21 protein-coding genes and 3 pseudogenes are annotated in these 26,373 nt (G+C 64.0%); 16 read left to right on the plus strand and 8 right to left on the minus strand.

Annotated elements, in window-relative coordinates:
- Nucleotides 1-5: 5 nt before the first annotated feature.
- From dctP to EG244_RS07300, 8 genes and pseudogenes are all read left to right on the plus strand, one after another.
- A complete protein-coding gene (gene dctP / locus EG244_RS21460; protein WP_199737856.1) occupies nucleotides 6-743 on the plus strand; it encodes a TRAP transporter substrate-binding protein DctP in 738 nt (245 codons plus the stop codon).
- On the plus strand, nucleotides 626-1,006 hold the full coding sequence (locus tag EG244_RS20650) for a TRAP transporter small permease (RefSeq protein WP_233588932.1): 381 nt from the start codon (nucleotides 626-628) through the stop codon (nucleotides 1,004-1,006). The genes dctP and EG244_RS20650 overlap by 118 nt, the downstream gene beginning before the upstream one ends.
- Nucleotides 966-1,136: a hypothetical protein gene (locus EG244_RS20655; RefSeq protein WP_199737861.1), complete on the plus strand. Its 171-nt coding sequence runs from the start codon at nucleotides 966-968 to the stop codon at nucleotides 1,134-1,136. The genes EG244_RS20650 and EG244_RS20655 overlap by 41 nt, the downstream gene beginning before the upstream one ends.
- Nucleotides 1,137-1,195: 59 nt before the next feature.
- Nucleotides 1,196-2,065: pseudogene (locus EG244_RS21385) on the plus strand (TRAP transporter large permease).
- The gene (locus tag EG244_RS20885; RefSeq protein WP_233588934.1) at nucleotides 1,975-2,421 is read left to right on the plus strand and encodes a TRAP transporter large permease subunit; all 447 of its coding nucleotides are present in this window, start codon (nucleotides 1,975-1,977) and stop codon (nucleotides 2,419-2,421) included. Before EG244_RS21385 ends, EG244_RS20885 begins: the two are co-directional and overlap by 91 nt.
- A complete protein-coding gene (locus EG244_RS07295; RefSeq protein WP_233588935.1) occupies nucleotides 2,411-2,839 on the plus strand; it encodes a type II 3-dehydroquinate dehydratase in 429 nt (142 codons plus the stop codon). Before EG244_RS20885 ends, EG244_RS07295 begins: the two co-directional genes overlap by 11 nt.
- Nucleotides 2,840-2,859: 20 nt before the next feature.
- On the plus strand, nucleotides 2,860-3,159 hold the full coding sequence (locus EG244_RS20890) for a hypothetical protein (RefSeq protein WP_233588936.1): 300 nt from the start codon (nucleotides 2,860-2,862) through the stop codon (nucleotides 3,157-3,159).
- Complete coding sequence (locus EG244_RS07300) at nucleotides 3,107-3,817, plus strand: hypothetical protein (protein WP_233588937.1); 711 nt, start codon at nucleotides 3,107-3,109, stop codon at nucleotides 3,815-3,817. The genes EG244_RS20890 and EG244_RS07300 overlap by 53 nt, the downstream gene beginning before the upstream one ends.
- Nucleotides 3,818-4,210: 393 nt before the next feature.
- Here EG244_RS07300 and EG244_RS07305 read toward each other — a convergent pair whose 3' ends face one another.
- Genes EG244_RS07305 through EG244_RS07325 form a run of 5 tightly spaced genes read right to left on the minus strand, consistent with a single transcriptional unit; the run spans nucleotide 4,211 to nucleotide 10,104 of the window.
- Complete coding sequence (locus tag EG244_RS07305; protein WP_124964347.1) at nucleotides 4,211-5,362, minus strand: META domain-containing protein; 1,152 nt, start codon at nucleotides 5,360-5,362, stop codon at nucleotides 4,211-4,213.
- A gap of 28 nt (nucleotides 5,363-5,390) precedes the next feature.
- Nucleotides 5,391-5,807 carry an META domain-containing protein gene (locus EG244_RS07310; RefSeq protein ID WP_124964348.1) on the minus strand — a complete coding sequence of 139 codons (417 nt, stop codon included), beginning with the start codon at nucleotides 5,805-5,807 and terminating at the stop codon, nucleotides 5,391-5,393.
- A 4-nt stretch (nucleotides 5,808-5,811) separates the two neighbouring features.
- The gene (locus EG244_RS07315) at nucleotides 5,812-7,020 is read right to left on the minus strand and encodes a hypothetical protein (RefSeq protein WP_124964349.1); all 1,209 of its coding nucleotides are present in this window, start codon (nucleotides 7,018-7,020) and stop codon (nucleotides 5,812-5,814) included.
- A 4-nt stretch (nucleotides 7,021-7,024) separates the two neighbouring features.
- Nucleotides 7,025-9,661, minus strand: coding sequence for a DUF4344 domain-containing metallopeptidase (locus EG244_RS07320; protein WP_124964350.1), 2,637 nt, complete (start codon nucleotides 9,659-9,661; stop codon nucleotides 7,025-7,027).
- Between the two features lie 23 nt (nucleotides 9,662-9,684).
- The gene (locus tag EG244_RS07325; protein WP_124964351.1) at nucleotides 9,685-10,104 is read right to left on the minus strand and encodes a hypothetical protein; all 420 of its coding nucleotides are present in this window, start codon (nucleotides 10,102-10,104) and stop codon (nucleotides 9,685-9,687) included.
- Nucleotides 10,105-10,563: 459 nt separating this feature from the next.
- Here EG244_RS07325 and EG244_RS07330 point away from each other — a divergent pair, with 459 nt between their 5' ends.
- Both EG244_RS07330 and EG244_RS07335 read left to right on the plus strand, forming a co-directional pair.
- Nucleotides 10,564-12,411: a BapA prefix-like domain-containing protein gene (locus EG244_RS07330; RefSeq protein ID WP_124964352.1), complete on the plus strand. Its 1,848-nt coding sequence runs from the start codon at nucleotides 10,564-10,566 to the stop codon at nucleotides 12,409-12,411.
- Between the two features lie 950 nt (nucleotides 12,412-13,361).
- Nucleotides 13,362-14,067 (plus strand): annotated as a pseudogene (locus EG244_RS07335) (IS5 family transposase).
- Nucleotides 14,068-14,174: 107 nt separating this feature from the next.
- Here EG244_RS07335 and EG244_RS20895 read toward each other — a convergent pair.
- Both EG244_RS20895 and EG244_RS07345 read right to left on the minus strand, forming a co-directional pair.
- Nucleotides 14,175-14,606, minus strand: a pseudogene (locus EG244_RS20895) (NAD(P)H-dependent oxidoreductase); the annotation flags it as partial.
- 9 nt (nucleotides 14,607-14,615) lie between these two features.
- Entirely contained in the window at nucleotides 14,616-14,927 is a 312-nt protein-coding gene (locus tag EG244_RS07345) for a hypothetical protein (RefSeq protein WP_124964354.1), read from the minus strand.
- Nucleotides 14,928-15,994: 1,067 nt separating this feature from the next.
- On the opposite strand from EG244_RS07345, the gene EG244_RS21390 reads away from it, so the two are divergent.
- Complete coding sequence (locus EG244_RS21390; RefSeq protein WP_124964355.1) at nucleotides 15,995-19,750, plus strand: Hint domain-containing protein; 3,756 nt, start codon at nucleotides 15,995-15,997, stop codon at nucleotides 19,748-19,750.
- 361 nt (nucleotides 19,751-20,111) lie between these two features.
- On the opposite strand, the gene EG244_RS07355 is transcribed toward EG244_RS21390, so the two are convergent.
- A complete protein-coding gene (locus tag EG244_RS07355) occupies nucleotides 20,112-20,714 on the minus strand; it encodes a cupin domain-containing protein (protein WP_124964356.1) in 603 nt (200 codons plus the stop codon).
- 153 nt (nucleotides 20,715-20,867) lie between these two features.
- Here EG244_RS07355 and EG244_RS07360 point away from each other — a divergent pair, with 153 nt between their 5' ends.
- The 5 genes from EG244_RS07360 to EG244_RS07380 all read left to right on the plus strand — a co-directional run bounded on the left by EG244_RS07360 (nucleotide 20,868) and on the right by EG244_RS07380 (nucleotide 26,355).
- A complete protein-coding gene (locus EG244_RS07360) occupies nucleotides 20,868-22,469 on the plus strand; it encodes an ABC transporter substrate-binding protein (RefSeq protein WP_124964357.1) in 1,602 nt (533 codons plus the stop codon).
- Nucleotides 22,470-22,543: 74 nt separating this feature from the next.
- Entirely contained in the window at nucleotides 22,544-23,539 is a 996-nt protein-coding gene (locus EG244_RS07365) for an ABC transporter permease (RefSeq protein ID WP_124964358.1), read from the plus strand.
- Entirely contained in the window at nucleotides 23,532-24,401 is an 870-nt protein-coding gene (locus EG244_RS07370; RefSeq protein ID WP_124964359.1) for an ABC transporter permease, read from the plus strand. The genes EG244_RS07365 and EG244_RS07370 overlap by 8 nt, the downstream gene beginning before the upstream one ends.
- Entirely contained in the window at nucleotides 24,398-25,390 is a 993-nt protein-coding gene (locus EG244_RS07375) for an ABC transporter ATP-binding protein (protein ID WP_124964360.1), read from the plus strand. The genes EG244_RS07370 and EG244_RS07375 overlap by 4 nt, the downstream gene beginning before the upstream one ends.
- Nucleotides 25,387-26,355 (plus strand): ABC transporter ATP-binding protein, encoded by a 969-nt coding sequence (locus EG244_RS07380; protein ID WP_124964361.1) that lies wholly within the window; start codon nucleotides 25,387-25,389, stop codon nucleotides 26,353-26,355. The genes EG244_RS07375 and EG244_RS07380 overlap by 4 nt, the downstream gene beginning before the upstream one ends.
- The last annotated feature ends 18 nt before the right edge of the window (nucleotides 26,356-26,373 follow it).

The raw sequence follows: 26,373 nt of genomic DNA on the forward strand, positions 1-26,373 counted from the left end.
AGGAGATGGCCGAAAAGCAGCTGGGCATCAAACTCCTCGGGCCGACCTTCTATGGCACCCGTCAGCTCGGTCTGAGCATCACCAAAAAGATCAATACCCCTGCCGATCTGGCCGGGGGGAAGCTGCGGATGCCCGGCGGCGCGGCCTGGCAGTTCCCCGGCTCGGCGCCTGGCGCGACCCCGACGCCCATGGCCTGTGCGGAGGTCTGTACCGGCCTTCAGACCGGCGCGATCGACGATCAGGACAACCCGCTGCCGAATGTCGAAAATATGAAGTTCTATGAGGTGATGAAGCAGATCATCATGACCTCACATCTGGTGGCCTTTGATCTGCCGGCCGTCTCGGGAAAGTCTGGCAGGGCTTCTCAGACGCGCAGAAAGCCGGGTTCCGGAAAGCCGCGGATAACAAGCATGAGGCCGGGCTGGCGAAAAGCTTCTCCGGGAAAGGGATCGACGTCTATACCCCCGATCTCGACGCCTTGCGCAGCCATGTGCAGAAAGCCTGTCTCCAGTCCGCCCTGGCGAAAGACTGGCCCCGGGGCCTGGTTGAGCGCATCTCCGCGCTGTGATCCCGGCGGCCGCGCGCCCCCGTTTCGCGGCGCGCGATCCGGTCCGGCGGGGGGGGCATGCCTTATCAAAAGCCTGCGGCCTGGCTTGCGCGCCGGGCTGAGGATGTGGTGGTGGCGTTGCTGTCGGCCATGTGCGTCGTCGTTCTGGTGCAGATCGTCTCGCGCTATCTGCTGAACTGGCCGATTGGCCGGACCCATGAGGTCAGCGTGATCCTGTGGATCTGGCTGAGGCTCTTTGGCTCGGCCTTTGTGATCCGCGATGTCGGGGAGATGCGCTTTGATCTGATCTATGGCGCGGTAGGCGACAGAACGCGGCGGCGCATGGCGCTGGTCACCTCGGCGGTGGCGGTGGCGGTGGTGGTTCTGGTGCTGTCGATGCCGGGATTACGTCACCTTCATGAAGGTGGAGAAAACCGCCTGTCTGCGGCTGCGGTTTGACTGGCTCTGGTCGATCTATGTGATCTTTGCCGCTGCGCTGATCGTGCGGCACCTCTGGATCGGATTTCGCGCGATCTATGGCAAAGCGCCCGAGGCCTTTGACCCCACCAAAGCGAGCTCCGGCGTATGAATCTCTCCAGCCCCTTCGCGCTGACGATCTATGCGCTGACCGCGCTGGCGCTGCCTGGCATGTCCATCGGGCTGTCGAGGATCCTGGCCTCTGTCGGCTATCTCAGGATGACCGGCATGGATATGGGCACGGCCGCCGAGCCGTTTCTGAACGGGATGTATTCGAATGACATCATCCTGGCGGTGCCGCTGTTCATCTTTGCGGCGGAAATCATGAACTCCGGCGCGATGACCGAGCGGCTTTTGCGCTTTTGCAATGTCATTGTGGGGCATCTGCGCGGCGGCCTCGCGCAGGTCAATGTGCTGCAAAGCCTGATCTTTGCGGGGATGTCGGGCTCAGCCATCGCCGATGCCGCGGGCTTGGGGCGGATGATGCAGGCCATGATGGCCCGCGGGAACCGCTATACCCCGAGCTATGCGGCCGCACTATCGGCCGTGACCTCGGTGATCGGGCCGATCCTGCCGCCTTCGATCCCGATGGTGGTCTATGCGCCCGTCTCGTATGCCTCGATTGGCTCTCTCTTTCTGGCTGGTGTGGTGCCGGGGCTGATCATGGCCGCCATGCAGATGGCCCAGGTCGCCTGAGATGCCAGGCGGCACAACTTCCCCGTCGAGGCGCGCGTGCCTTTGCGCGAAATCCCCGGTGTCACCTGGGCGGCCTTTCCGACACTTCTGATGCCGGTCATCCTGCCGGGCTGCATCTGCAGCGGGATCACCCCTCCGACCGAGGCTGCCGCCTATGCGGTGCGGGTCTCGGTGCTGATCTGCCGCAGCCTGACCTGGCGCGAGGGCTATAACGCGGTGCTGATCCCGGCGGCACTTCGGCCTCGATCGGGAGGATGGTCGGGGGGGCGCTGGTCTTTAACTATGTCGTCACCATCGGGACTATTCCCGAGACCCTGCGCGCGGTTCTGCAGGGCCGGGCGCTGACAGCTTTGCAGTTTCTGCTGCTGGTCAATGTGATCGTGCTGGTCTCTGGCTGCGTGCCGGAGGGGATGGCGGTTTTGCTGATCATCGTGCCGGTCTTTATCCCTGCCGCCCAGGCGCCTGGGATTGATCTGGTGCATTTTGGTGTCATGGTCGTCGTCAGTATCCTGCCGGGTCTGGTGACGCCGCCCTATGGCATCCTTTTGTTTAACATGACGAATATTACGGGCACGCCGATGAAATATCTCATCCGCGACGGCCTGCCCTTCCTTGGGTGGATGGTCCTTTGCCTTGCCCTTATCACCTGTTTCCCGGATCTGGTCCTCTGGCTGCCGCGCCTTGCGGGCTATGGCGGCTGAGCGGAGTGAGAGACTTTATATTCTGAACGGCCCCAACCTGAACCGCCCTGGCAAACGCGAGCCCGAGATCTGCGGCCATGCCACCCTGGCCGAGATTGAGACCTGGTGCCGCGATGCCGCCGGAGAGACCCCGGTTGAATTCCGGCAAAGCAATTACGAAGGCCAGATCGTCGCCTGGATCCATGAGGCCATCGACAGCGGCGCGACGGCCATTTTGATCAATCCGGCAGGCCTGACCTTCACCTCCGTCCCGATCATGGATGCGCTGAAGATGTTCCCCGGGCCGATCATTGAGGTTCACTTCTCCAACCTCCACCCGCGCAGGGCCGTCTATCCCAAATCCCTGATGTCTCCGGTTGTGACGGCTGTCATGGCGGGGCTTGGGCCGGCGGTTATATCCATGCCGTGCGCGCGCTGACCGGGATGATTGGCTGAGCCATGCGGAAGATCGCGTTGATCGGGGCGGGGATCACAGGTTCGCGCAGCCCGGCGCTGCATATGGCAGAGGCGCGCGCCCAGGGCTTCGGCCTCGATGATGCGCTGATTGATCTGCAGGCGCGGGGGCTGACCGCCGCCGCCCTGCCAAATCTTCTGGCCGAGGCGGAGGCTGCCGGACTGGCCGGGGTGAATATCACTCCTCCCTGCAAGCAGCAGGTTCCGGCGCATCTCCCCCGATGCCCGCGCCCTGGGTGCGGTCAACACGGAGGTCTTTCGGGACGGCAGACGCATCGGGCATAACTCCGACGGGTCCGGTTTTTATGAAAGCTTCCGTCGCGGCCTTCCCGGGGCATCTCTGACAGAGGTGCTGCAACCGGGCGCGGGCGGCGCGGGGGCTGCCGTAGCGCAGGCCTGTCCCGCCCTCGGTGTGGGGCGGCTTTATCTGCCGGATGCGGCCCCGGGACGCGCGGCGCAACTGGCGCAGGATCTCAACACCCGCGCCGGGCGCCCTTTCGCGCAAGCCATTGGCCATGCTGCCGAGGTCACCCGCCGGATCAGCGGTTTGATCAACGCGACCCCCATGGGCATGGCTGACCACCAGGGCACAGCCCCTGATCCTGCGCTCCTTGATCCACGGCACCGGGTGGCAGAAATCGTCTGTTTTCCGCTGGAGACCGAGTTGCTGCGCCTTGCCCGTGCGCCTGGCTGCCGCAGGCTGGATGGTGGCGGCATGGCAGTCTTTCAGGCAGCCCGGGCGTCTGAGCTGTTCACCGGACGCAGGGCCGATCGCGCCCGGATGCTTGCGCATGTCGCCACTATGCCCCCCCCCTGCCCGCCGATCCACACTGTCTTGGCCAGGGGCATCTTTGTGGACAGGCGGGTTGCCCGCGCTCCGATCGGTTTCATCTCAATTGAAATTATTGCGCCGGATGTTCGCAGCTGCGGTTTCACAGCCTGAGAGGCAGGGGGACGGCGTTTCCCCCTCTGGCAGCCTCTCACATTTTCCCTCAGCGAGCGCGGAGATCCGGGCAGCAAGACTGAAGCCCTGCCCGCAATCGGATCAATGGCAGGCCCAAAGGCGGGCAGCCCGAAGGTCCCTCCGCCATTGATCCATTGAGTACTCGCTGAGTTGCGCCCTGCGCTCGGGACTGAAGCGGATCAGAAGGCGATCCGCCAGATGCCTGCACCCAATACCTGAGCGCCCCGATGGGCCAGCTGTCACTTTTGACGTCCCGCATGGCGGGGGCGGTCGCTCAGCGCAGAGCGCCATATCAAAACTGCCGGCTGCACTCCGGGCGTGCAGGATTAGGCGTCCCGGCACCCGTGCCAGGTCTGGAAGAGGCGCGGGGCGTTACTGCGCGCGCTCAAGCTCAAGGCTGTCGCCACTGTCATTGCCCAGCCAGATCCCGGGGTCGTTGAACTTCACCTGGGTCATGCTTTGCAACAGCATCAAAAGCTGCTGCTCTGCGCCGAGTTCGGGACAGGCGCGGCGGGTCGCGCCAAGGCTGCTGATCGTGATCTCTCCAGGCGCGGGCAATTGGTAATCGCCCTTGTAGAAATTGCACTGCGCTTCGCCGCCGATGCTGCCACCGGCTCTGAAATCGACCGTCACCCCTGGGGTCACCGGCTGATTTCGCATCAATGTGACCTGCCAAACACCGCTCAGATCCTCGGGCTTCGGGAAGCCGGCACCCACGGGGCCGCGGGGATCGGCCAGCACCAGATCCGCGCCACGGCCAAACCACTGCCCCCCATCCGCCGCCCAATGCGCCGCAATCACCCGCCCGTCCGCAAGCGAGATCGCAATCGCTGCCCTGTCCTCCAAAGCCGGGTTTGCGTGCTGCCCGGTCCCCACCAGCCAGCCGTCTGCGACCACCATGCCCTCAGGGGCATCGGCCTCAATCGCGGCGGCAAGCCAGCCGAGGCTGTCGCCCGGCAGGATCGCGAGGAACCTCTCACGCGTCTCAGCGGCGGTCAGCACCGCTCGGGGCGACTGGCCCGCAAGCGAGGCGGGGTCAGAGAGATCAATCCCGAGAGCCAGGGGGCCCGCATCGCTCACCGTCACGCGCTCGCCGGACAGGGCAAAGCGGATCTGGTTCACCTCCTGGCCCATGCCGGGCTGCTCAATCGCCAGACCTGCGGGATCGGGCTGATAGGACATGGAGCAGGTGCCGAAACTCTCGGTCATGCGGATCTGCGGCCCGCCGGTCTGCAGCCAGGCGAACTGCACAGGGCAGCGCGCCGTGGTTGTCGCGATCTTCAGCAAAAGATTGCTGCCATCCGGATTGCGCATGACCGGGTCGGGCGGAAACACCCCCTCCACCTCCAGCGACTGGCCGGAGGTGGTGTCGATATAAAAAACACCCGGCTGATCTGAGGGGCTGCGAAAGATCACCTCATGCCGGCCCATCACCACCGGATGGGTCTGCGCCTGGGCCTGCACCAGCGCGGGTAAAACGAGCAGCGGCAGCGCAAGGGCCGCAGAAACTGACAGGATTTTCATCTCTCTCTCTCCGGTCTGATGTCAGGTGTCAGCCGCCGGCCACGGCGAGAACCAGGCGGCGGCCGTCAGCGGCAAAAAAGCCAAGCCCCTCGGGAGTGGTATCGACCCGAACAACCCCCGCGATGGCCTTCAGAAAAACCTCTTCCTGCGCCGCCTCAGCACAGGTCGCGCGGTCGGGCGCGGCCCAGGGGCTGGAAATCTGATAGTCCGGCAGCGTGGCAAGGCTGGCGGCGGCGTTCCATTCGCCCTCACAATGCAGGGTTCCGCTGATCATCTCATCGCTGAAGCGCAGCGTGGGAAGGCTCCCCGGCTCTGCACTGATGCCTTCATATTCCGTCACAAACCAGGTCAGCTCAAAAAGATCCCGGCTCAGCGGCACGGCCTGCTGCGCGGCCAGCGGCAGAGCGGTCAGCAGGCTGAGAGCGGTGGCGGCAATGTATTTCATGGTCTTACTCTTTCGGAAAACGCCGGGCGAAATCAGCGGGAAAAGCGGCGTCAGACTGCAGACCTTTATGGGTCAGGCAATACTGCCCCCGATCCGCACCGACGGGGATCAGGACCTGCGACTGCGGGCAGCTGCCGCTCAGCGGGTCTTCGGGCTCAGCGGTGGTGTAAACGCGGTTGCCGCGACGGCTTTCGAGCCAGCGGGTGGTGCAAAGCGAGGCATCGACGCAATTGCCGGTGGCGAAGAAATGCAGATCGCAGTTCCCCTCCTCACAGCGCCCGCCGTCCGAGATGCGCAGCAGCACGATGTCATTGCCGCTGAACATCTCATTATAAATCCAGCCCAGTTCATACCGGGGCGCTTTGAGGGCGGTGGCATTGCGGGTCTGCGTTTCGGGCGAGACATAGCGGCGCAGCTCCGCTTCGGTGGCCGGGCGCATCCAGACTTCCCGCACCTCGGTGCCGCCGCGGCGCGGCAGCAGATGGCGCTCAAGATACTGGTCGCAGTCGGGCATCGGGCTGTCCATCAGATAGCGCCCGCTGAGCGGGTTCCACACGATGCTGCGGCGGAAGGTGCAGTCCTGATCCATCCCCATCGGAGACGAGCCGATCAGCGCGCCGCCGCCCCAGCCATATTCGCGCGAGGCACCGCCTGGGGTCATGACGGCTGCGGTGCTGTAGGTCAGGACCGGATAGCCCTCGGTTTCGGCGCTGGCAAAGTCAAAGCGGGTGTTGAACTCATATTCCGCCCTGCAGTCGGGCCGCTTGTCCTGCGGCCAGTTGCGGCAGTCATACTCCGTATTCACCAGGCCATGGACCGGGAAATCGAACACCGGGCCCACAATGGAGCCGTCGGTCAGATTGACATCCCACAACAGCAGATCGCGGCGGCGGAAGCGGCCATAGTCCATCCCCTCATCCCGGGCGATGATCACCCCGGCCAGCAGATGCCCGGGCGACAGTTCAATCAGCGAGGCATCTGGCTCTGCCGTTTCACCCGGGCGCAGCGGCAGGCCGGTGATCTTTACGCTTTGGCCCTTATAGCTGAGTTCAAGCGTGTCCGCCCCGATCAGCGCGCTGCAATAGCTGCGGTCGGCGGTGCAAAGCGGGGCCTTCGGGCCGTCAGAGCCCAGCGGCAACAGGCGCGGCGCGGCTGCTGCCATCGGCGAGGCGGCCAGAACTGCGAGCGTCACACTCAGAAGCGATTTCAGCATGATCTTACTCCACAGCCGCGAGCGGCAGGCCAAGGGCCGTCCAGGCCGCGATTCCGCCACGATACCAGAAGGTGCTCTGCCCGGTGCTGGCCACCCGCAGCGCTGCGTTATAGGCCGCACGGTCCTCGGGCCCTGCCCCGAAGATCACCAGAGGCTGCGCCGGATCCCCTTCGGTAAAGCCGCGCACAAACCGCTCAACCCGCGTCTGCAGCCCGTCACTCAGCCCGCCGTCATCGCCGAGGCCCGGCACAGAGACCGCCCCCGGCAGGCTTTGCAGCCCCTCGCCGGGGCGGATGTCGAGCAGCGCCGGGGGCGGGTTTTGCCGCAGCATCTGAGAAAGCTGCTCCGTGGTGGTCAGCACGGCGCGCGGATGGCTGTTGGGCGTGCCGCCGCGATAGGGAGCGGTGAACAGGCGCAAAGTGGCCGGGACCCCGGCATCGGCCAGCTCATCCACAGCCGCAGCCGTGTTTTGCGGGGCTGTCTGAGGGGCGGCACCCGGCGTCGGCGCACTGCGCGCAGGGGTCCCGGCAGAGGCCATCTGCTCATAGCCGTCGCGGGTGCCCTCTTCGATATCCGAGATCAGCACGGCGAAATGCTCAATGATTTCATAGCACATGGTGATTGAGCCTTCGCGCGGGGCATACCAGGCGTTCACCACATCGCAGTCCTGATAGGTGATCTTCAGCGGTCGCGGCAGCGCGAAGGCCCGCCCCACAGAGAGCGCGGTTTCGCGCAGCACATCGCCATAGCTCTGGCGCAGGAATTCGCCAACCTGACGGCCGGAGGGCTTCAACTCCACCTCCACCTCAGCCCCCGGTGCGGTGGCGGGCAAAAGCCCCTCGGGGTTTTCCGCGCTGATCCGGCTATAGGGCGCAAGGATCGCCCGCCAGGCGCGGTTTTGCTTGCGAAACTCCTCTTCGCAGCGCGCAAGCGTGCGCTCTTCCATCTTCACCACCGCGGCCAGGGAGCTGAATTTCGCGGGGCTTGCGCCATAGATCACGCAGAACATATTGCGAAACCGCTTCAGATCGGCGGTGTGTTCATCCTGCCAGGCCCCGTCACTCTGCGGCGCCTGCTCATTGACACGGCCCGAGTAATACCAGGCCAGCGCCGCATAGCCCGCAGCCATCGGCGCGGTGCGATCCAGAAGCGCATGGCCCGCCGGGGTCACCGTGGCATCGGCCATCTGCAGCGCGGAATAGATATCGACCGCATCCTCTTCCGGCCCGGTCGAGGGCACCGCCAGCTCGCCGATCAGCGCATGGCCGAGTTCATGCAGAAAGATCGACCGCGAGATCCCAAGATAGGCCGCCGCCATCCGGTCGGCATCGCCGCCAAACTGCGGCAGCGGCCCGCTGAGACCCGTCCCCATGGTCTTCTCGGGGACCCGCGTCTCCACGGGGGCGGAGGTGGTGGGCGCCCCCAGGGTCTGAATGACCAGATCGGAATAAGTGAAAGCGCCCCGCTCATAGGCATAAAGCGCCAGAGTGCCGCCAAGCGAGGGATGCCCCTTCAGCGTGGCGATTTCGTCGGTGCCGATCATGCCGGTGAGTTCCGAGCCGTTTTCTATCACCGCGAGGATATGGGGACCTGGGCCCGAGACCACTCCGGGCAGCCGTCCAACCTCAACCGCGCGACCTGAGGCGGAAAAGCAGACCATCAGCCCGTCGCCCGCAGAGGTGACCTGGACCGAGCAGGACTGCCCGTTGCGCGGGTTCTCCCAGAAGATCCCCGCCGCCGCCCGCGCGCTCATCTGCGCCTGTCCTGCGGGGGCCAGCATCACATCAACCGAGACCACCCGGCGCGCCTCATTGGCCGCGGGCAGGCCCAGAGGCAGCAGATATTCCGCCCCCGCCCTGTCCGCATTCTGCACCTGCCAGCCCTCTTCGCGGTCCTGAACCTGCCAGCCGCGCGGGGCGGGGGCATTGGCAAAGACCTGATCGAGAAGCGCGCGGCCATTGTGGGTGTCGTCCGGGGGGCGATTGCCGGTCTCAGCCACGGGCGCCTCTGCCACGCCGCCTGCAGCGGGCGCTTTGGTGGCGGGCGCGGTGCCATCGGGCACCACAACGCTGAAATGGCCAAGCATGAAATCGCCGGCCCCGAAAAGTGCCACGCCCATGTCGCCGCCCTGAGCGGGGTGGCCCGCAATCCGGGCGACCTGGGCATCGTTGAGATAGAAGGTGACCGCCCCCGCCTCTTCGATCACCTGCAGCCGGTCGCTGCCGTCCAGCTTCGCCAGCCCCTCATGGCGGGCGAGCGTGGTCGCGCCCTGATCGTTCATGCAATTCAGGGCGACATCACGATTTGGATAGACCGCCAGAAAACAGCTTTCCCCGGTGTCGATATTGCCAACGAGGAAATTCAGCGAAGAGCGCGCATCGCGGCCCTGGTAGGTGAAGGTCAAAAGCGAGGAGCGCAGCGGCTGCGGCGCGGGCCCCGCATCCCAGAGCAAAAACCGGCCGCGATCCGTGCTGCCGTCACTGCTGAGAAGAACAATCCCGTCCTGCTCAGACTGCTGCCAGCCCTGCACCTGCTGCGCCAGCGCCCCGTTCAGCGGCCCCAGATCAGCCGCTTTCGCCAGCCCTGCAGGCAGGACAAGGGCAAGTATCAGCCCTGGCAGAAAACCTGCGAATTCACCCATCACCTCACCCCTTCACAGCCACGTCAGAGCGAGGCATCGTCACTCTCAATCAGCGTCCGGCAGGGCGCATGTCGGGAAATATAGCGAATGTTCAGCCCTTTGTCGCGGCCCCTGATCTGAAGACTTTCGAGATCCGCGCCGGATTTCTCCCGGATCAGCTCATGACCCGCCGCTTCCGGACCGGAAAGCCTGCGCACCACCGGCCACTCCACATCGCGCAGCGGCACCTCTCTGGTGGTCGCGACAGGCTCGGGATCGCCGCTCTCAAGGCTGCGCCAGGTCCGCGGATCCGCGGTCGCCGCTTCCTGCACCGCCACCGAGCAGACAAATTCGCTGAAAGACACCGGGAGATCGCCGCTGCCACAGCCTTCGGCACGCGCGGCGCCCGGGATCAGAGCAAGCGACAGACAGGCCGTCCTCATCAGGCGCAGCGGTTTTGGCATCTATCCCTCCGGTTTTCGGGGAGCCGTCTCCCCGTCTTATATCTTGTGACGCGGCTGCGCGGACGGATCCTGGCAGCGCTTTGGAAAAAAATCACGCGCGGCTCACCTTTTTGAGATGCCGCCCGCCGGGGCCAACGCCGGGGACGCCATCCGGAGACCTCCCGTTTTCGAAAATTCGCGCCCCGCGGTGGGGTGCCACCCTGAGAGGCGCGGCAGGCTGCACGGTCAAACCGCCTTTGCAGACCGACAGCCGGCCAAAGATCCGTCTTCCTTTTTGCCGTTCACGGCCGCTGCGGCGATCTCAGCCGAAATCTCCGGTCAGGGCAAGTTCAAAAGTATGTATACTTTCGGATCAAACTCGTTGACACATACCTTTGTACGTGTATCCTGTTTATAGTCGTGGTATGGTCCGCCCTGCCGCTTTTGCAACCTCCAGAGCCACCAACTGCGGAGACCGTCATGGCACAGAGCATCATTCAAGCGGGCGCCCTTCAGGACATCCCGATTCACGCCACTGCGGCGCAGATCGGCACCTACGCCAAGTCCGGCAATAATCTGATCGTTGCGATGAAAAGCGGCGATCAGATCGTCGTGCAGGGCTATTATGCCGTCCCTCCGGGCGGCGCGCCCCACCGCCTGATCCTTGGCGATGGCACGGTCATCGAAGATCCTGAGCAGGCCGCGGGCGGCGCAGGCGCCGTCGTCGGTCTGGCGGATGAAGAGCTTCTGGCGCTTGGCGCCGCCGGCCTCGGCGCCGGGCTGATCGCTGCAGGCGGCGGTGGCGGTGGCGGCGCTTTGGCCGACACGCCCCCCGGTGATGGCACCGATCCGGGTGATGGGACCGATCCGGGCGATGGGACCGATCCGGGTGACGGGACCGACCCGGGTGACGGGACCGACCCGGGCGATGGGACCGATCCGGGTGACGGCACCGACCCGGGTGATGGGACCGACCCGGGTGACGGGACCGATCCGGGCGATGGCACCGATCCGGGTGACGGCACCGACCCGGGCGACGGGACCGACCCGGGCGATGGGACGGAAGTTCTGCAAACCACCGGCCTGCTCGACAGCGTGCTTGCAGACGACGGCCTGCTCGGCGCGGTCACAGGCACGACCGGGCTTTTGGGGGGTCTGACCGGCGCGAATGGCGTGGTCGGCGGTCTTCTGGGCGGCGCAGGTCCGCTGGGCGGGCTGACCGGAACTCTCGTCGGTGCTCCGCTGCTGGGCGCGGGTCCGGGCGCCGCCGGACAGGGGGTTCTTGACCCCGTCATCGGTGATGGTGGCATTCTGGGCGCCGTGACCGGCAATGAGGGCCTCCTGGGTGCGGTGACCGGCTCTGATGGGCTTCTGGGTCAACTCATTGGCGATGAAGGACTTCTGGCACCGGTAACCGGGGCTGACGGCCTTGTGGGCGAGCTTCTTGGCACCGGGCTTCTCGGCGGCGGTGTGGAGGGCAGCAATGGCCTGGTTGGCGGGCTGGTGGACGGACTTCTGGGCGGTGAGGGTGGCCTTCTCAGTGGCGGCCTGAACGGCGAAGGCGGCCTTCTCGGCGGCGTGACCGGCACTGTCGGCGGGCTGCCGGGCGGCGGAAACGGCGGCCTTCTCGGCGGCGAAGGCGGGCTGCTTGGTGGTCTTCTGGGCGGTGAAGGTGGGCTGCTCGGTGGTCTGACCGGCACCGTGAGCGGTCTTACGGGCGGCGGCAATGGCGGCCTTCTGGCTGGTCTCACCGGCGGTGATGACGGGCTTTGGGGCGGATTGCTCGGGGGTGAAGGCGGGCTGCTCGGTGGCGTGACCGGAACCGTCGGCGATCTGTTGGGCGGCGGCCTTACGGGAGGCGACGACGGCCTTCTGAGCGGACTGCTCGGTGGAAGCGACGGCCTTGTCAGCGGCCTTACGGGCAGCATTTCGGATCTGCTCGGGGGCGGCGCAGACGGCCTTCCGGGTGGTCTTGCGGGCATTGAGAACGGGCTTTTGTCCGGAGTGACTGACCTTGCGGGCGGCTTGCTGGATGGTGTCAGCGGCAAGCTCGGCAGCCTGACCGGGGGGGCGGGCGACGATCTGCTGGCAGGCATCCTGGGTGATGAAGGTCTGCCTGGCGGGCTGCCCGGCGAGGACGGGCTCCTTGATCAGCTGATCGGCACTGAGGGGGCGGTGACGACCCTTGCGGGCGGGCTGCTGGACATCGTGGAGGATCTGACGGGCGGGCTGACCGGCGGACTGCTGGGCGGGCTGAGCGATGGTCTGCTGAGCGATCAGCCACACAGCATGGCCGATCTTTCGACAGAGGATGCCAGCCTCGCCTGACGATTTACGGAACGAGTGAGCGATTTGCCGGTCTGACCGGCGGGCTGCCGCATCGGGATCCGGTTTGGGGTGTGTCGCAAGACGCGGCCGCCTCAACCGGCTTTCGATGAGGCGGCCTTTTTTCGGTTTAAGAGCCTGCAACAGGTGCACACCCGGCCCTTCAGGGGCTGAGGCGCGCTAAGGGCGCGGGTCCTTAGCAGCCTCCGGCCAGGCGACCTTGTCCGGGGCAGCCTGAGAAAAGGTCATGGCCGCATCGGAAGTCTGGGGCCGGAACTGTGTCCTGATCCATCTCACCTCCCGGCGATGTCTTTGAAAATGCGGACGTCCGATCGCCCGGCTTTATGACCAGGCTCAGTCGCGTGTGTGGCATTGGCGGAAGCCGTACAGGCCCAGGGAATGGCTGACCCACGCCAGGGCCTCCGGCAATACTTCCCTCGTGACACCCGCGGGAAACCGCAGGGCCTCGCCTCTCACCCGGGCGACAAGGGTCCTGCAGAACCACAGCATCGCGGGTCGCACCGGTGGAGATTTTTACCGCCCTGGTCTGTCGTCCTGACACATCATTCGCCACCCGCCCTCCGCCGAAGGGCTGTCCTGGCACTTGGTCACGAACGGCATAACCAGTGCGATACCCTGACGCGCAATGGTCTGAGAGACTTTGCCTCCCCCCCGCCGCTGTCGACAGCCCCGTGGAGAAGACCCCGGCGCTCTGGGCTGTTGATAACCAGGATCGTGCTGAGGACGCTGAGGGGGAAACTGACCGGAACACGCCCGAATGCATTGTGAGAATTTCCATGAGGCCCGGTGTCTCCGGGTTTCGCCCTGCGGGCAATGGCGCCCGTTTCAGCAAGATAGGGCCGGGACCTATTGATTACATAATGATTTTATGATTCAAGCCTCTGCCAGGAGGCCTGATTGATGAATGATCTGCCTGGCTCAGCGATGAGCAAATGGCGCGTCTTGAACCGTTCTTTCCGAAGTCCCACGGTAAGCCGCGCGTTGACGATCGCCGCATCCTGAGGGGGCATACTCTTCATCAATCACAATGGCTTACGCTGGCGCAATGCGCCTGCGGAATACGGCCCTGCGAAGACCCTTTATAACCGCTGGAAGCGATGGGGTCGAACAGGCGAACGCCATGCGTTCGAGTGAGCCTGTGAGGATGGGCGTGTTCGCCCGTATGATGCGGGGCCTGGCAGATGTGGGCGCCGATCCGTCCACCCTGATGACAGACGCAACTTACCTGAAGTCCCACCGAATCGCGTCAAGCCTGCGGGTCAAAAAAGGGGGCGAGGACGTCTGATCGGACGAACCAAAGGTGGGCTGAACACGAAGCTGCATGCTCTGACTGACCGAAATGGCAAGCCGCTGCGCTTCTTCCTGAGTGCCGGCCAGGTGAGCGATTATACGCGAGCGGCGGCTTTGTTGAGTGCTTTTCCCGAAGCAGATTTTCTGCTGGCAGATCGTGGCTATGATGCCGACTGCTTCAGATATGTACTTAAAAATAAGGGTATAACGCCCTGCATCCCAGGCAGGAAAACACGGGAAACGCCCGTCAAATATGACAGGCGCCGCGACCGGCGGCGCAGCCGCATCGAGAGGATGTTCGGGCGCTTGAAGGACTGGAGGCGAGGCGCCACCCGGTATGACCGATGACCCAAAGCCTTCTTCAACGCTATAATCCTCGCCGCAACGGTCCTGTTCTGGTTATCAGCCCTGAGCCTAATCCCATCCGGACCGCACATGCCCGGAAAGCAGCCGGTGGAGAAGTTCAGGATCGCTTTCCTGCCGCTGAACGCGCCCCGCTCATACCATTTACCGCCGCCATAGGCGACGCCCATGGCAAATACCCGGTGGACCCAGCCCTTCAGGATCGCCGGAAGCCCGAACCAATACCAGGGAAACTGCAGGATCATCAGATCGCACCAGTCGATCTTTTCCAGCTCTGCCACAACATCAGCGGGCAGCCTTCCTTTCGCCGCGGCGTGACGCTGCTCGGTGTCATAGCGGATATGAGCGGGGTTTTCGGGATCGGAAAAATCCTCCGGCAGGGTCACCGGCTGAAATCGCATTGCATAAAGATCCGAAACCCGGACCTTATGGCCAAACGCCTCAAGACGGCGCGTCGTGGCCGCGAGCAGCGAGGCGTTGAAAGAATTTGCATCAAAATGTGCGCAGACGATCAGCACGTTCATCTTCAGCCCTCACAGCAGCTTAGCGATTTTGTCAGACATCCCGGCCCTGGCACCGCCGCCCGGCGAAGGGGCCGCCTGTCGCGCCAAAGCCGCTTCATCCCGGTGCGGCGGATACAGCCTGCGGCCACCGTCAATCCCCCGCGTCATCAGCTGCGGCAGGCCGGCCCTGATGAGCGAGGTCTCAGGCCGGGTACCCTCGTTGCGGGCTTTCCTGCGGACCGCGTGACAGACGCTCAGCTTCGCCGCGCCGGGTTCCGCCATCTCATGCCGGATCATCTGCAGATCCCACAGACTGCCGCGACAGGCGGCGCAGCTTTTCACATGCTCCATCCTGCCGATGCACTGCGCCGAAAGCTGCAGCCGCCCGCGCTTCATCCGCGCGAAAAGGGTCTGAACGCTTCGCCCGGCAGATTGCCCGCAGGGACCGCGACAGGGTCGAAGAACAGCTCTGACATATCCCCCGGCGGGGGGCATTGGGCTGGATTTCGCTGACAGCATCGCGGCGAAGCCCGCTGCGGAAGGCAGGGAGTGCGTTGCCCGGACAATCGCGGTCATAGGCAATGCGCAAATAAGCCATGTCCGAAGCCTGCCGATATAATAAGTCCAGTCATCCGTTTTATAAAGGAGCCCGGCCTTGCGCCTGTCAACTCCCCTGTCTGTCCCGCAGAGGAGCGGTCTCAGCCGACATGCTGCAGCGGGACCGCAGGAGGATCGCCGGGTGTGTTCACGGCCGTCTGCCTCGCGTCGCTGAAAGGTAAGGTCTGGTCACCAGAGCTTTTGGCCGGGCCTCTCCCTGAAGGACCGGTTCTGTCTGAAGACACAGCGTCCCGTCTTTCGACGCCCTGAGTATCAGCCCAAAAGGCGCTGGCGGGTGATGCGATGCTCCCCTGCAGCCCCCCTCGTCTGGAGACCCCGCCCGGATCAGACGGGAGTGAACATCTGATGCCCCTGGGAGGAGGGCAGCGAATGGGGCCATCCGGCCTCGGGCCCGGGTCATGGCGGGCTGAGGCCGTCGGTCTTTTTGCTGCCTGGCCCCGAAGAGAGATCCTTCAGGTTGGATCCTTGCCCGGCCGGTCAGACAGGCCTGCCCCGTGACGGCTTCCTCAGACCGGAAGCTGTAGGAAGGCCTGCTCATATGGTCAAAACTCTTAACGCCCTGACCTGCAGGCACGAAGGTCTTCTACAAAATGTCTGCGGTTCCCGACACCTGCGCCCGCTGAAAAACCACGGGTCAGCGCGAAACCCACTTCCGGCAGACAGCCCCCCGGAATACGGCGCTTGCGAATAAAATTCTATGTATTCAATTATTTCAGACCAGTCGCAGCTGTGTCACCCTTGCAGCCGCCCGCAGAAGATGCCGGGCTGGCGTGTTGCGGGGAGGGTCTGGCATGGTGAGCATCAATGGTGGCGCGGGCGACGATAAGCTCACAGCCCCGGCCGGATCCGCAACGCTGAGCGGCGAAGGGGGCCAGGACACACTTTTGGGCGCGGGCGGCGGCGATGTTTTATACGGTGGGGAGGGTGATGACCTGCTGTTTGGCGGCGAGGGGGCGGACACCCTCTCTGGCGATGCGGGCCGCGACACCCTGCGCGGCGACGGTGGCAATGATGTGCTTTACGGTGGCGATGGCGCGGATTCCCTCGATGGCGGCGCGGGGGCGGATTCCGTTTACGGCGGGATCGGCGATGATAGCCTGGAGGGGGGCAGCGGCAATGACCTGCTTCACGGCGGGGCCGGGCGGGATGAAATCTTCGGCGGCGCGGAGAATGACTTTCTTTATGGCGATGCCGACGCAGACAGCCTTTATGGCGGCGCGGGCAATGACTATCTCTCGGGCGGGGACGGAGATGACCTGCTCGATGGCGGCGAGGGGAAGGACAGCCTTTTTGGCGGGAGCGGCGCGAACCAGCTTTTCGGGGGGGCGGACAATGATGCCCTCTACGGCGGGGAGGGCAATGAAAGCCTTTATGGCGGCGCGGGCAACGATGTACTTGACGGTGGCAAGGGTGATGACCTGCTGGATGGTGGCCAGGGCAACGATACGCTCAGTGGCGGCGCGGGGGACGACAGCCTCTTTGGCGGCGGCGGCAATGACCGCCTGCTTGGGGGCGATGGGAATGACACCCTTGTTGCGCTCGCCGGCGACGACACGCTGACCGGGGGCGGCGGCGATGATCTCTTCGTATGGACGGGGGCGGAGCGGGGGAATGTCACCATCACGGATTTCCGCACCGGAAATTCGGGCAGCGCGCAGGACGGTGATGACAGCAATACCGACCGGATTGATCTGTCGGATTACTTCAGCCATGCGACGCTGCCGAATTACAACGCCTTGAATGGCACAGATTTTTCGAGCCCGCTGGAGGCGCTGAACCACCATCTGACGGTGAATTATCGCGGCTCTTCGGACAGCACGCGCCTGACCTTCAATGGCACCGACAACAGCGGGCCTGTTCTGACGTTTCAGGGGCTGAAGATCAGCCGCGATGGTCCGCTGAGTTATGAGGAAAGTTTCGTCTCTGATGGGGACGGGGTGGTGACCGGCAGCGCCGGAAACGATCTGATTGATGCCGATTACACCGGAGACCCCCATGGTGAGCGTGTGGACGGCGGCGGCAATGCCTCTCCCGGGCGCGGCGGGCAGGATGATATCGTCATGGCCGGGGCGGGCGACGACCGGGTCTCTGGCGGTGAGGGCGATGACAGCCTTTACGGAGAAGCGGGCAACGACACGCTGGAGGGGGGCGTCGGGCGCGATCTTTTGAACGGAGGGGCCGGCGATGATCTTTTGTCGGGGGGCGCAGATAACGATAGCCTCTTTGGCGGGGACGGAGCCGACCAGCTTTATGGCGGCGCAGGCGACGATGTGCTTTACGGCGGCGAGGGGGATGACAGCCTTGAGGGCGGTGACGGCGACGACTACCTCTCAGGTGCAGATGGCGGCGACACGCTCGATGGCGGGGCGGGAGATGATTTTCTCTCCGGTGGCGCGGGGGATGATGTGCTTTCCGGCGGCGAGGGCAATGACGCTCTTTATGCCGACGAGGGCGATGACCGCCTTTACGGTGGCGCGGGCCAGGACAGCCTTTTCGGTCAGGATGGCAATGACACACTGAAAGGCGGAGCGGGGGGTGATGAGATCTACGGCGGCGGCGATGCCGATCTGATCCTGGGGGAGGAGGGCGACGACAACCTGAACGGCGATGAGGGGGACGACACGCTCTACGGCGGTGACGGCCAGGACAGCGTCACCGGCGGAGCAGGCGACGATCAGCTCTTTGGCGGGACCGGCGCGGATCATCTGTTTGGCCACCTCGGCGATGATACCCTCAGCGGCGATGAGGGGGATGACAGCCTTTACGGTGGCCTTGGCCAGGATGAAATCTTCGGCGGCGCGGGCAATGACTCGCTCTGGGGCGAAGAGGGGGACGACCGCCTCAGCGGCGATGACGGCGAGGATCTGCTTTTTGGCAATGACGGCGCGGACAGCCTTTTTGGCGGTGCGGGGGAGGACCGGCTGGAGGGGGGCGCAGGCGATGATGTCCTGACCGGGGGCAGCGGCGCTGACAGTTTCGTCTGGCAGGGTGCGGATCGCGGCAATGACATCATCACCGATTTCCGCGGTGGCCCCGGCGGGACCGATGCAGACAGCGTTGATCTGAGCGCGCTTTTCAATCCCGACACGCTTGCAACCTATAACGCACTGACAAATCAGGCATTTCTTAGCCCCCTCGACGCGCTGAACCATCATGTCACTGCGCAGTTTGATCCATTGTCCGGCGATGCGCGGATCACCTTCAATGGCACCGATTTTGCCGGCCCGGTGCTGACGCTCCAGGGGTTCAACCCGCAGTCTGAGCCGCCCCTGACCTCTGCCGAAACCTTTGTTCTGGGGCAGAACGGCATCGTCAGCGGCACCGATGGCGACGATCTGATGGACAGCAGCTATCTGGCTGACCCTGAGGGGGACCGGATTGACGATCCCGAGCGCGACCTGCCCGGCCGTCCTTTGACCAACGACCGCATTGAAGCCGGGGCCGGAAATGACACCCTTCACGCAGGCGCCGGAAATGACACGCTTTTTGGCGACAGCGGCGATGATTTTCTCGACGGCGGCACGGGGAATGATCTGCTGTATGGCGGAACCGGTGCCGACACGCTACAGGGCGGCGAGGGGGCGGATACGCTTTATGGTGGCGCGGGCAGCGATACCTTTATCGTCACGGCGGGCGATCTGGTGGCAGATTTCCAGACCTCTCCCGGAGAGAGCGACTTCGTTGATTTATCACACTATTACAACGGCGACACCCTGCGGAGCTATAATGAGGCGCGCGCAGATGCGCCCCATACCACCCCGCTTTCATGGCTTCGCGCTGAGCAGGCGGGCGGCGTGCTTCATGCCGCAGGCGGCCTGCGGATCACATCAGATGGCAGCACGCCGGTAGATCCCTTCCTGTTGAACATCACGAACACCGGGGTGATTTGTTTTGCCCAAGGCACCCGGATCCGCAGCCTGCGCGGGCTGATCGCGGTCGAGGAGCTGCGCGTTGGCGATCTGCTGGCCACGCGCGATGCAGGATGGCAGCCGCTGCGCTGGACCTCCTCACAGGGGGTGTCCAAGCGGGAACTTCAGGATCAGCCGCAGCTCAAACCGGTTCGGATCCCGGCGGGATCTCTCGGCGGCGGGATGCCTGGGCGGGATCTCTATGTCACCCGCCAGCACCGCATCCTGTTTTCGTCCGGCGCGGGCGCTCTGATCCCGGCCAAAGATTTCTGCGGCAGCGCTGGCATTGCGGAGTGCCATCAGCAGGCCGCGCAGCGGTATTATCATCTGCTTCTGGACCGCCATCACCTCATCGAGGCAGAGGGGAGCTGGTGTGAAAGCCTCTATCTCGGGCCCGCCCTGCCCCGGTTAATGCCGCTGAGTGAGCGGCGAAGCCTCGTCACGTCCTGTCCGGATCTGGTTCGCACTCCGGCCCCGCTTGCCCGCCCGGAGATGCGCGCCCATGCGGCACGGCGGGCCATTCGTCAACACGTGCAAATGGGTCTGCCGTTACAGGGTCAACCTCAGCTCACCTCTGCGGCCCTGCCGGGACAGGATGCCCCGGGCGCCCTTCGGACCTCCGCCTTTGCCCCGCTCTGATATCCTGTAAAGCCAAGGGCTCAGTCGCGAACCGATGTCGACGCGCCTCCGGTTCGGCGAGGCCCGGACCCTGGTTCGCAGGCGAAGCGGGCCCGCTTATGGCGGAGCGAATGTACCATCCGGAAGCGGTGCGCCTAAAACCGGCGGGCATTTACGTCTACCGTCGTTTCGCCGGCTGTTCGGCATCAGGCAAGACGCCAGTCCCGGGACCGTCCGTCCTGAAATGCGGACGGCCCGCCATCGGCAGTGCGCCTTGTGAAAGGCGCTCAGGGGATCGGCTCATTCAGGACAGCGGAGGGGCACAAATTGCGGTGAGCCCAAGCCCCCGGCCCAAAGTGCTGCAGCAACCCGATGGTTCCGCTCAGCCAGATTCTCTTGAGAGTATAATCCACAGGATCTGACTTTCCCCATCAGCGGTGTTTCTGAAGCTATGCGCCAATGCGCTGTCGAACTGAAAGGCATCGCCGCGCCGCAGGGCGTAGCTTTGTCCGTTCAGCGTCAGCTCAAAGCTGCCCTCCAGCACCAGGCCGCATTTCTCGCCGACCCGCCGCCAGGGCTCATCGCCGGAATGGCCGCCGCGGTCGAGGCGCAGGACCATCATCTCCAGCTGACTGCCCCGCGCAGGCGACAGCAGCTCCTTAACAAGACCGGTCTCCTCAAAGCGCAGAACCGGGCGCTCTTCGGCACGCGTGACGATCCGCGCCTCAGTTTCGCGCGAAAGCGGCGGATCTTCGTCGAAAAAGGCCCCAAACTGCACATCCAGCGCCAGCCGGATGCGATCGAGCACCCGGATCGAGGGCGTCGCGCGGCCCCGTTCGATATGGCTGAGCATGGCCACTGAGACCTGGCAAAGGCCCGACAGCTCCTGCAGTGTCAGCTGCCTTTGCTGGCGCAGCCCGCGGATCCGCTCTCCCAGACCCTGCAACATCCCGTCCTGCGATGCCTCGCCGATATTTTCATTCATGGCTCACTCGTACCGCCCTGATTTCAGGCAGGTTATAGTCAGGAACCCCAACGACTATCCATATTATAATTTTCGTTGCTAAATTATAATATGGATATAAAAGATAGGAAAATTTCAGCCCCTCCGGGCAAAACCATTCTCAGGGAGTGACATATGTTTTCCGTGAAATCCGTCGTTCTGACCAGCGCCCTTGCGCTGAGCGCTGTTTTTACCGGCTGGCAGGCCCAGGCGCAGCAACAGGGGGGCGGCATCGTCATCACCACCACGCCTGAACCCTCGCTGATCACCAATGCGCTGAGCTCTGCCCCGACGACGGCAGAGATCGCGACCAAGATCTTCGACGGCCTGCTTGAATATGACATGGATCTGAACCCGAAGCCCTCGCTGGCCGAAAGCTGGGAGATCGGTGAAGATGGCAAAACCGTCACTTTCAAGCTGCGTGCGGGCGTGAAATGGCATGACGGCGCGCCCTTCACCTCTGCCGATGTGGCCTTCTCGCTGCTGAAAGTGGTGAAAGACTACCACCCGCGCGGCAAGGGCAACCTTGGTCCGGTCGAAACCATCGACACGCCGGATGAGCTGACCGTGGTGCTGAACCTCGCACATCCCTATGTGCCGCTGATGAAAGGGCTTTCGTCGCTCGAAGCCCCCATCGTGCCGCGCCATATCTATGAAAATACCGACTACCGCGCCAATCCGGCGGTCAATGCGCCGATCGGCACCGGGCCTTACCGCTTTGTGGAATGGGCCAAGGGCAGCCATATCCGCCTGGAGCGCAACCCCGCGTACTGGCGCGCGGGCCTGCCCTATCTCGACACGCTGACCTTCCGCTTCATCGCCGACAGCGCCACCCGCGCCGCCGGTGTCGAAAGCGGCGAGATTGATGTTGCGACCTTCGGCACCATCAACCCGGTGGAAATGCGCCGCCTGGAGAAAACCGACGGGATTTCAATCGCCTACGGCGGCTATGAGGCCATCGCTCCGGTGATGATGCTGGAGCTGAACACCGCGCAGGCGCCGTTTGACAAAAAAGAAGTGCGCCAGGCAGTGGCCTATGCGCTGGACCGCCAGCGCATCATCGATACCGTCTGGTATGGCTTTGGCAAACCCGCCCGGGGTCCGATCTCGTCCTTTGTAAAAGGCGCCGGTGCCTGGACTGAGGAGGGCGTGCGCGATTACACGGTGGCAGACCGCCTTGATATCGCAAAGAAGCTGCTTGATGAGGCGGGCTATCCGGCCGGGGCGGACGGCAAGCGCTTCAAAATCGTGCATGACGTCGCGACCTTTGGCGAGGACTGGCGCCGCATGGGCGAGGTGATCCGCCAGCAGCTCGGCCGCATCGGCATTGAGGTCGAGCTTCGCACCCGCGATTATCCGACCTTCGTGCGCGAAGTTCACAACAACTACGACTTCCAGATGACCTCGACCTGGTCAATCGGCATGGCCGATCCCACCCTGGGCGTGCAGCGCAACACCTGGACGAAGACGATTAACAAAGAAGTGCCCTTCGGCAACGTCTCGCAATATTCGAACCCCGAGGTTGATGCGCTCTGGGTGGCGGCACAGACCGAGGCCGATCCGGCCAAACGCAATGCGCATTTCCACAATCTGCAGCGCCTGCTGGTTGAGGACAGCCCGATCATCTGGATCATGGATATGGACCTTGTCGCCATGCAGCGTGATCGGGTGAAAGACCTCATCACCTCGCCGCTTGGTCTGCGCGGCGGTCTCTATGACGTCTGGGTTCAGCCGTAAATCCGGCTGACCCCGCCGGTCCCGTGCACTTCCCGCGCGGGACCCTGACAGCTGCCTTAGCGAAAGTCCCCCCGATGTGGCGAGCCAACGGCAAATATGTGCTGGGCCGGATCCTTCACGGCATTCCGATTATTCTGGCGATCGTGATCGTCAATTTCTTCCTGATCCGTCTGGCTCCGGGCGATGCCGCCCAGGTGCTTGCCGGTGAGGCCGGTTCTGCCACGGAAGAATATATGGCGCAGATCCGGGCGCAGTTCGGCCTGGATCAGCCGCTCTGGCTGCAGTTTCTGAATTATATGAAGAACCTGCTGGTCTTTGACCTTGGGTTCTCCTTCCGGCACAACCGCGAGATTGCCTCGCTGATTATCGAACGTCTGGGTGCCACGGCGATCCTGATGATCACCTCCATGGTGCTCTCCATCGGGTTCGGGATCCTTTTGGGGGCTATCGCGGCGATCCGGGACCGCACCTTTGTCAGCCATGTCATCGTGATCCTGGCCATCATCACCTATGCGACGCCGCTTTTTTGGGTGGGTCTGATGCTGATCATCGTCTTTGCGCTGAACCTCGGCTGGTTTCCGACCAGCGGCATGGAAAGCATCGCCAATCCGGTGACGGGCTTTGCCTGGGGTCTGGATGTCCTGCACCATCTGGTGCTGCCGGCGGTGGCGTTGTCGTTCTTCTATATGGCGCTTTACACCCGTCTGATGCGCGCCTCGATGCTGGAAACTCTGGGGCAGGATTTCATCAAAACCGCCCGCGCCAAGGGTCTGGGCAACAGCCATATCGTGATGCACCACGCGCTCAGAAACGCGATCATTCCGGTGCTGACCATGGCCGGGGTGCAGGTCTCGGGGATGCTTGGCGGCTCGGTCATTATCGAGTCGGTCTTTGGCTGGCCGGGGCTGGGGCTGCTCGCCTATGAGGCGCTTTTTGCCCGCGATCTCAATCTTTTGCTGGGTATTTTCTTTCTCAGCTCCATCCTGGTGGTTGTCACCAATGCGCTTGTTGACGTGATCTATACCATGGTCGATCCGCGCATCCGCCTGACCGGAGGCCGCCATGGCTGATCACGCAGCCCCTCCCCTGATCGCCCGCCCGCGCCCGCCGGGTCTTGCCCGAAAGCTCATCCGTAACCCCAGCGGCGCCATCGGGCTGGCCCTTCTGAGCCTCGTCATCGGACTTGCGGTTTTTGCGGGCCTGCTTTTCCCCGAAGACCCCTTTGAGATGGTGGGCATGCCCTTTGAGGCGCCCTTCACCGGTGACTTTCTGCTGGGCACCGATATGCTGGGCCGCGACATCGCGGCAGGCATTGCCTATGGAGCGCGGATCTCGCTTCTGGTCGGAAGTGTTGCGACCCTTGTGATCGTGGTGCTCGGGACCCTGGTGGGGGCGGTTGCGGGTTATTACGGCGGCTGGATCGACACTGCCGCGATGCGGGTCACGGAGTTTTTCCAGACCATCCCGACCTTTATCGGTGCCATCGTCATCGTGGCGGTGCTGGGCTCTACCCTGCCGAACGTTATTGGCGCGATTGCCATTGTCTCCTGGGCTCCGCTGGCGCGGCTGGTGCGGGCGGAAGTGCGCGCGGTGAAAAGCCGTGAATTTGTTGAGGCCTGTGTGTCGCTTGGCATGTCCGATCTGCGCATTCTGATCGTGCAGATCCTGCCGAATGTGCTGACGACCATCGTCGTCGCAGGCTCGCTGATGGTGGCCACGGCCATCCTCTTTGAGGCGGGTCTGTCCTTCCTTGGCCTTGGCGATCCGAACATCATGACCTGGGGCTATATGATCGGCGCGGGCCGCTCGGCTATCCGGACGGCCTGGTGGATGGTGACCATTCCGGGGCTGGCCGTGCTGCTGACGGTGCTGGCGATCAACCTGATCGGCGATGCGCTGAATGAGGCCCTTAACCCGAGAGCGAAACGATGACACCCGTTCTGCAGGTCGAGGGCCTGCGCACCGAATTCCGCGGCCCCAAACGCAACTGGTTCCCGGTGGTCAATGAGGTCGATCTGACGCTGCAGGCCGGCGAGACTCTTGCGGTGGTCGGCGAATCCGGCTGCGGCAAAAGCATGCTGGCGCATTCCATGCTGCAGCTGCTGCCTCCGCGCATTGCGCGCATCAGCGCGGGATCAATCCGGCTGGGCGGGCAGGATCTGCTGACGCTGTCAGAGCCGCAGATGCGGCGGGTGCGCGGCAAAGAGATCTCCATGGTCTTTCAGGAGCCGATGACCTCGCTCAATCCGCTGATGAAAGTCGGCCGTCAGATTGAGGAAAGCGTGCGCGTCCATGAGGGCTGCTCTGAGGCCGAGGCCCGTGCCCGCGCGATTGAACTGATGGAGATGGTGGGGATCCCCGAAGCGCGGATCCGGGCTGACCAGTTTCCCTTTCAGCTTTCCGGCGGCATGCGACAGCGCATTGTGATCGCCATTGCGCTGGCCTGTCGCCCGAAGGTGCTGATTGCGGATGAGCCGACGACGGCGCTGGATGTGACCATTCAGGCCCAGGTGCTGGAACTCATCGACCGGTTGAAAACCGAGATTGGCATGGGGGTTATCCTGATCACCCATGACCTGGGCGTGGTGGCCGAGTGGTCGCAGCGCGTCATGGTGATGTATGCAGGCCGCAAGGTCGAAGAGGCCGACACCGAGACCTTTTTCTCGGGTCCGCGCCATCCCTATGCTCAGGCTTTGCTGGCCTCTGTCCCGCGCCCGGATGCGGTGCTTCTGGACGGCACCCCGGAGCCGCTGTCGGAAATCAGCGGAACTGTGCCGCCGATGGACCAGCTTGGCCCCGGCTGCGCTTTCGCGCCGCGCTGCCCGCAGGCCACGGGGCATTGTCACAGCAGCCGTCCGCCGCTGACCGGCACGGCCCCCGGGCCGCGCGTTGCCTGTTTTCACGCCGGAGTTCTGAGATGACCGCCACGCCGCTCCTCGAAATCCGCGACCTCGTGAAATATCATGACACCCCCCGGGGCCGGGTTCATGCGGTCGATCACATTGACCTGACGCTGAATGCCGGTGAGACCCTGGGGCTGGTGGGCGAATCCGGTTGCGGGAAATCCACCCTCGGGCGGACGATCATCCGCCTGCATGAGCCGACCTCCGGCCAGATCCTCTATCGCGGCCGCGATATCGCCACGCTGTCACGGGCCGAAATGAAGCCCGTGCGCCGCGATCTGCAGATCGTTTTCCAGGATCCCTTTGCCTCGCTCAACCCGCGCCGCTCGATCCGCCAGATCCTGACCGAGCCCTATGAGGTGCATGACACCGGCACCCGGGCCGAACGGCGCGGGCTGGTCGATGATCTGATCGCGCGGGTCGGCCTGCACCCCAGCTTCGCCGACCGCTTTCCGCATGAACTCTCGGGCGGCCAGCGCCAGCGCATCGCCATCGCCCGCGCCATCGCGCTTGAGCCTTCGACCGTGGTTTGCGACGAGCCGGTCTCGGCGCTTGATGTGTCGGTGCAGGCGCAGATCATCAATCTGCTGCAGCGGCTGCAGCGCGATATGGGGGCCTCTTACGTCTTCATCTCGCATGATTTGTCGGTCATCGGCTATCTCGCGGACCGCATTGCCGTGATGTATCTGGGCGAAATCGTTGAAATCGCGCCGAAATCGGTGCTGTGGCAACGCCCGTTGCACCCCTATACCCAGGCGCTTTTCTCGGCGATTTCGCTGCCGCTGCCGCCCAGCGTGGCGCGCCGCGAGCGGGTGGTGATCCGCGGCGATATTCCCAGCCCGATCAATCCGCCCCAGGGCTGCCGCTTTCGCAGCCGCTGCCCCGTCGCGCAGAAAATCTGCGGTGAGATCGCCCCGAAACTCAGCGATGTGGGCGACGGCGCCCGCGTTGCCTGTCACCTCGCAACCGGCCCTTCGGCCTGAAGCAACTTTGACCGACTG

This window comes from Falsigemmobacter faecalis (genome assembly GCF_003863335.1).
GTDB classification, from domain to species: domain Bacteria; phylum Pseudomonadota; class Alphaproteobacteria; order Rhodobacterales; family Rhodobacteraceae; genus Wagnerdoeblera; species Wagnerdoeblera faecalis.

Bases quoted from the DNA above. Each gene is read 5' to 3' on its own strand.
- EG244_RS07355 (WP_124964356.1), bottom strand. From the start codon at position 20,714: ATGAATGAAAATATCGGCGAGGCATCGCAGGACGGGATGTTGCAGGGT.
- EG244_RS07315 (WP_124964349.1), bottom strand. From the start codon at position 7,020: ATGCTGAAATCGCTTCTGAGTGTGACGCTCGCAGTTCTGGCCGCCTCG.
- dctP (WP_199737856.1), top strand. From the start codon at position 6: ATGGCCGAAAAGCAGCTGGGCATCAAACTCCTCGGGCCGACCTTCTAT.
- EG244_RS07380 (WP_124964361.1), top strand. From the start codon at position 25,387: ATGACCGCCACGCCGCTCCTCGAAATCCGCGACCTCGTGAAATATCAT.
- EG244_RS07305 (WP_124964347.1), bottom strand. From the start codon at position 5,362: ATGAAAATCCTGTCAGTTTCTGCGGCCCTTGCGCTGCCGCTGCTCGTT.
- EG244_RS07325 (WP_124964351.1), bottom strand. From the start codon at position 10,104: ATGCCAAAACCGCTGCGCCTGATGAGGACGGCCTGTCTGTCGCTTGCT.
- EG244_RS07360 (WP_124964357.1), top strand. From the start codon at position 20,868: ATGTTTTCCGTGAAATCCGTCGTTCTGACCAGCGCCCTTGCGCTGAGC.
- EG244_RS07375 (WP_124964360.1), top strand. From the start codon at position 24,398: ATGACACCCGTTCTGCAGGTCGAGGGCCTGCGCACCGAATTCCGCGGC.
- EG244_RS20885 (WP_233588934.1), top strand. From the start codon at position 1,975: ATGGTCGGGGGGGCGCTGGTCTTTAACTATGTCGTCACCATCGGGACT.
- EG244_RS07295 (WP_233588935.1), top strand. From the start codon at position 2,411: ATGGCGGCTGAGCGGAGTGAGAGACTTTATATTCTGAACGGCCCCAAC.
- EG244_RS07370 (WP_124964359.1), top strand. From the start codon at position 23,532: ATGGCTGATCACGCAGCCCCTCCCCTGATCGCCCGCCCGCGCCCGCCG.
- EG244_RS20650 (WP_233588932.1), top strand. From the start codon at position 626: ATGCCTTATCAAAAGCCTGCGGCCTGGCTTGCGCGCCGGGCTGAGGAT.
- EG244_RS07320 (WP_124964350.1), bottom strand. From the start codon at position 9,661: ATGGGTGAATTCGCAGGTTTTCTGCCAGGGCTGATACTTGCCCTTGTC.
- EG244_RS20890 (WP_233588936.1), top strand. From the start codon at position 2,860: ATGCGGAAGATCGCGTTGATCGGGGCGGGGATCACAGGTTCGCGCAGC.
- EG244_RS07310 (WP_124964348.1), bottom strand. From the start codon at position 5,807: ATGAAATACATTGCCGCCACCGCTCTCAGCCTGCTGACCGCTCTGCCG.
- EG244_RS20655 (WP_199737861.1), top strand. From the start codon at position 966: ATGAAGGTGGAGAAAACCGCCTGTCTGCGGCTGCGGTTTGACTGGCTC.
- EG244_RS21390 (WP_124964355.1), top strand. From the start codon at position 15,995: ATGGTGAGCATCAATGGTGGCGCGGGCGACGATAAGCTCACAGCCCCG.
- EG244_RS07330 (WP_124964352.1), top strand. From the start codon at position 10,564: ATGGCACAGAGCATCATTCAAGCGGGCGCCCTTCAGGACATCCCGATT.
- EG244_RS07365 (WP_124964358.1), top strand. From the start codon at position 22,544: ATGTGGCGAGCCAACGGCAAATATGTGCTGGGCCGGATCCTTCACGGC.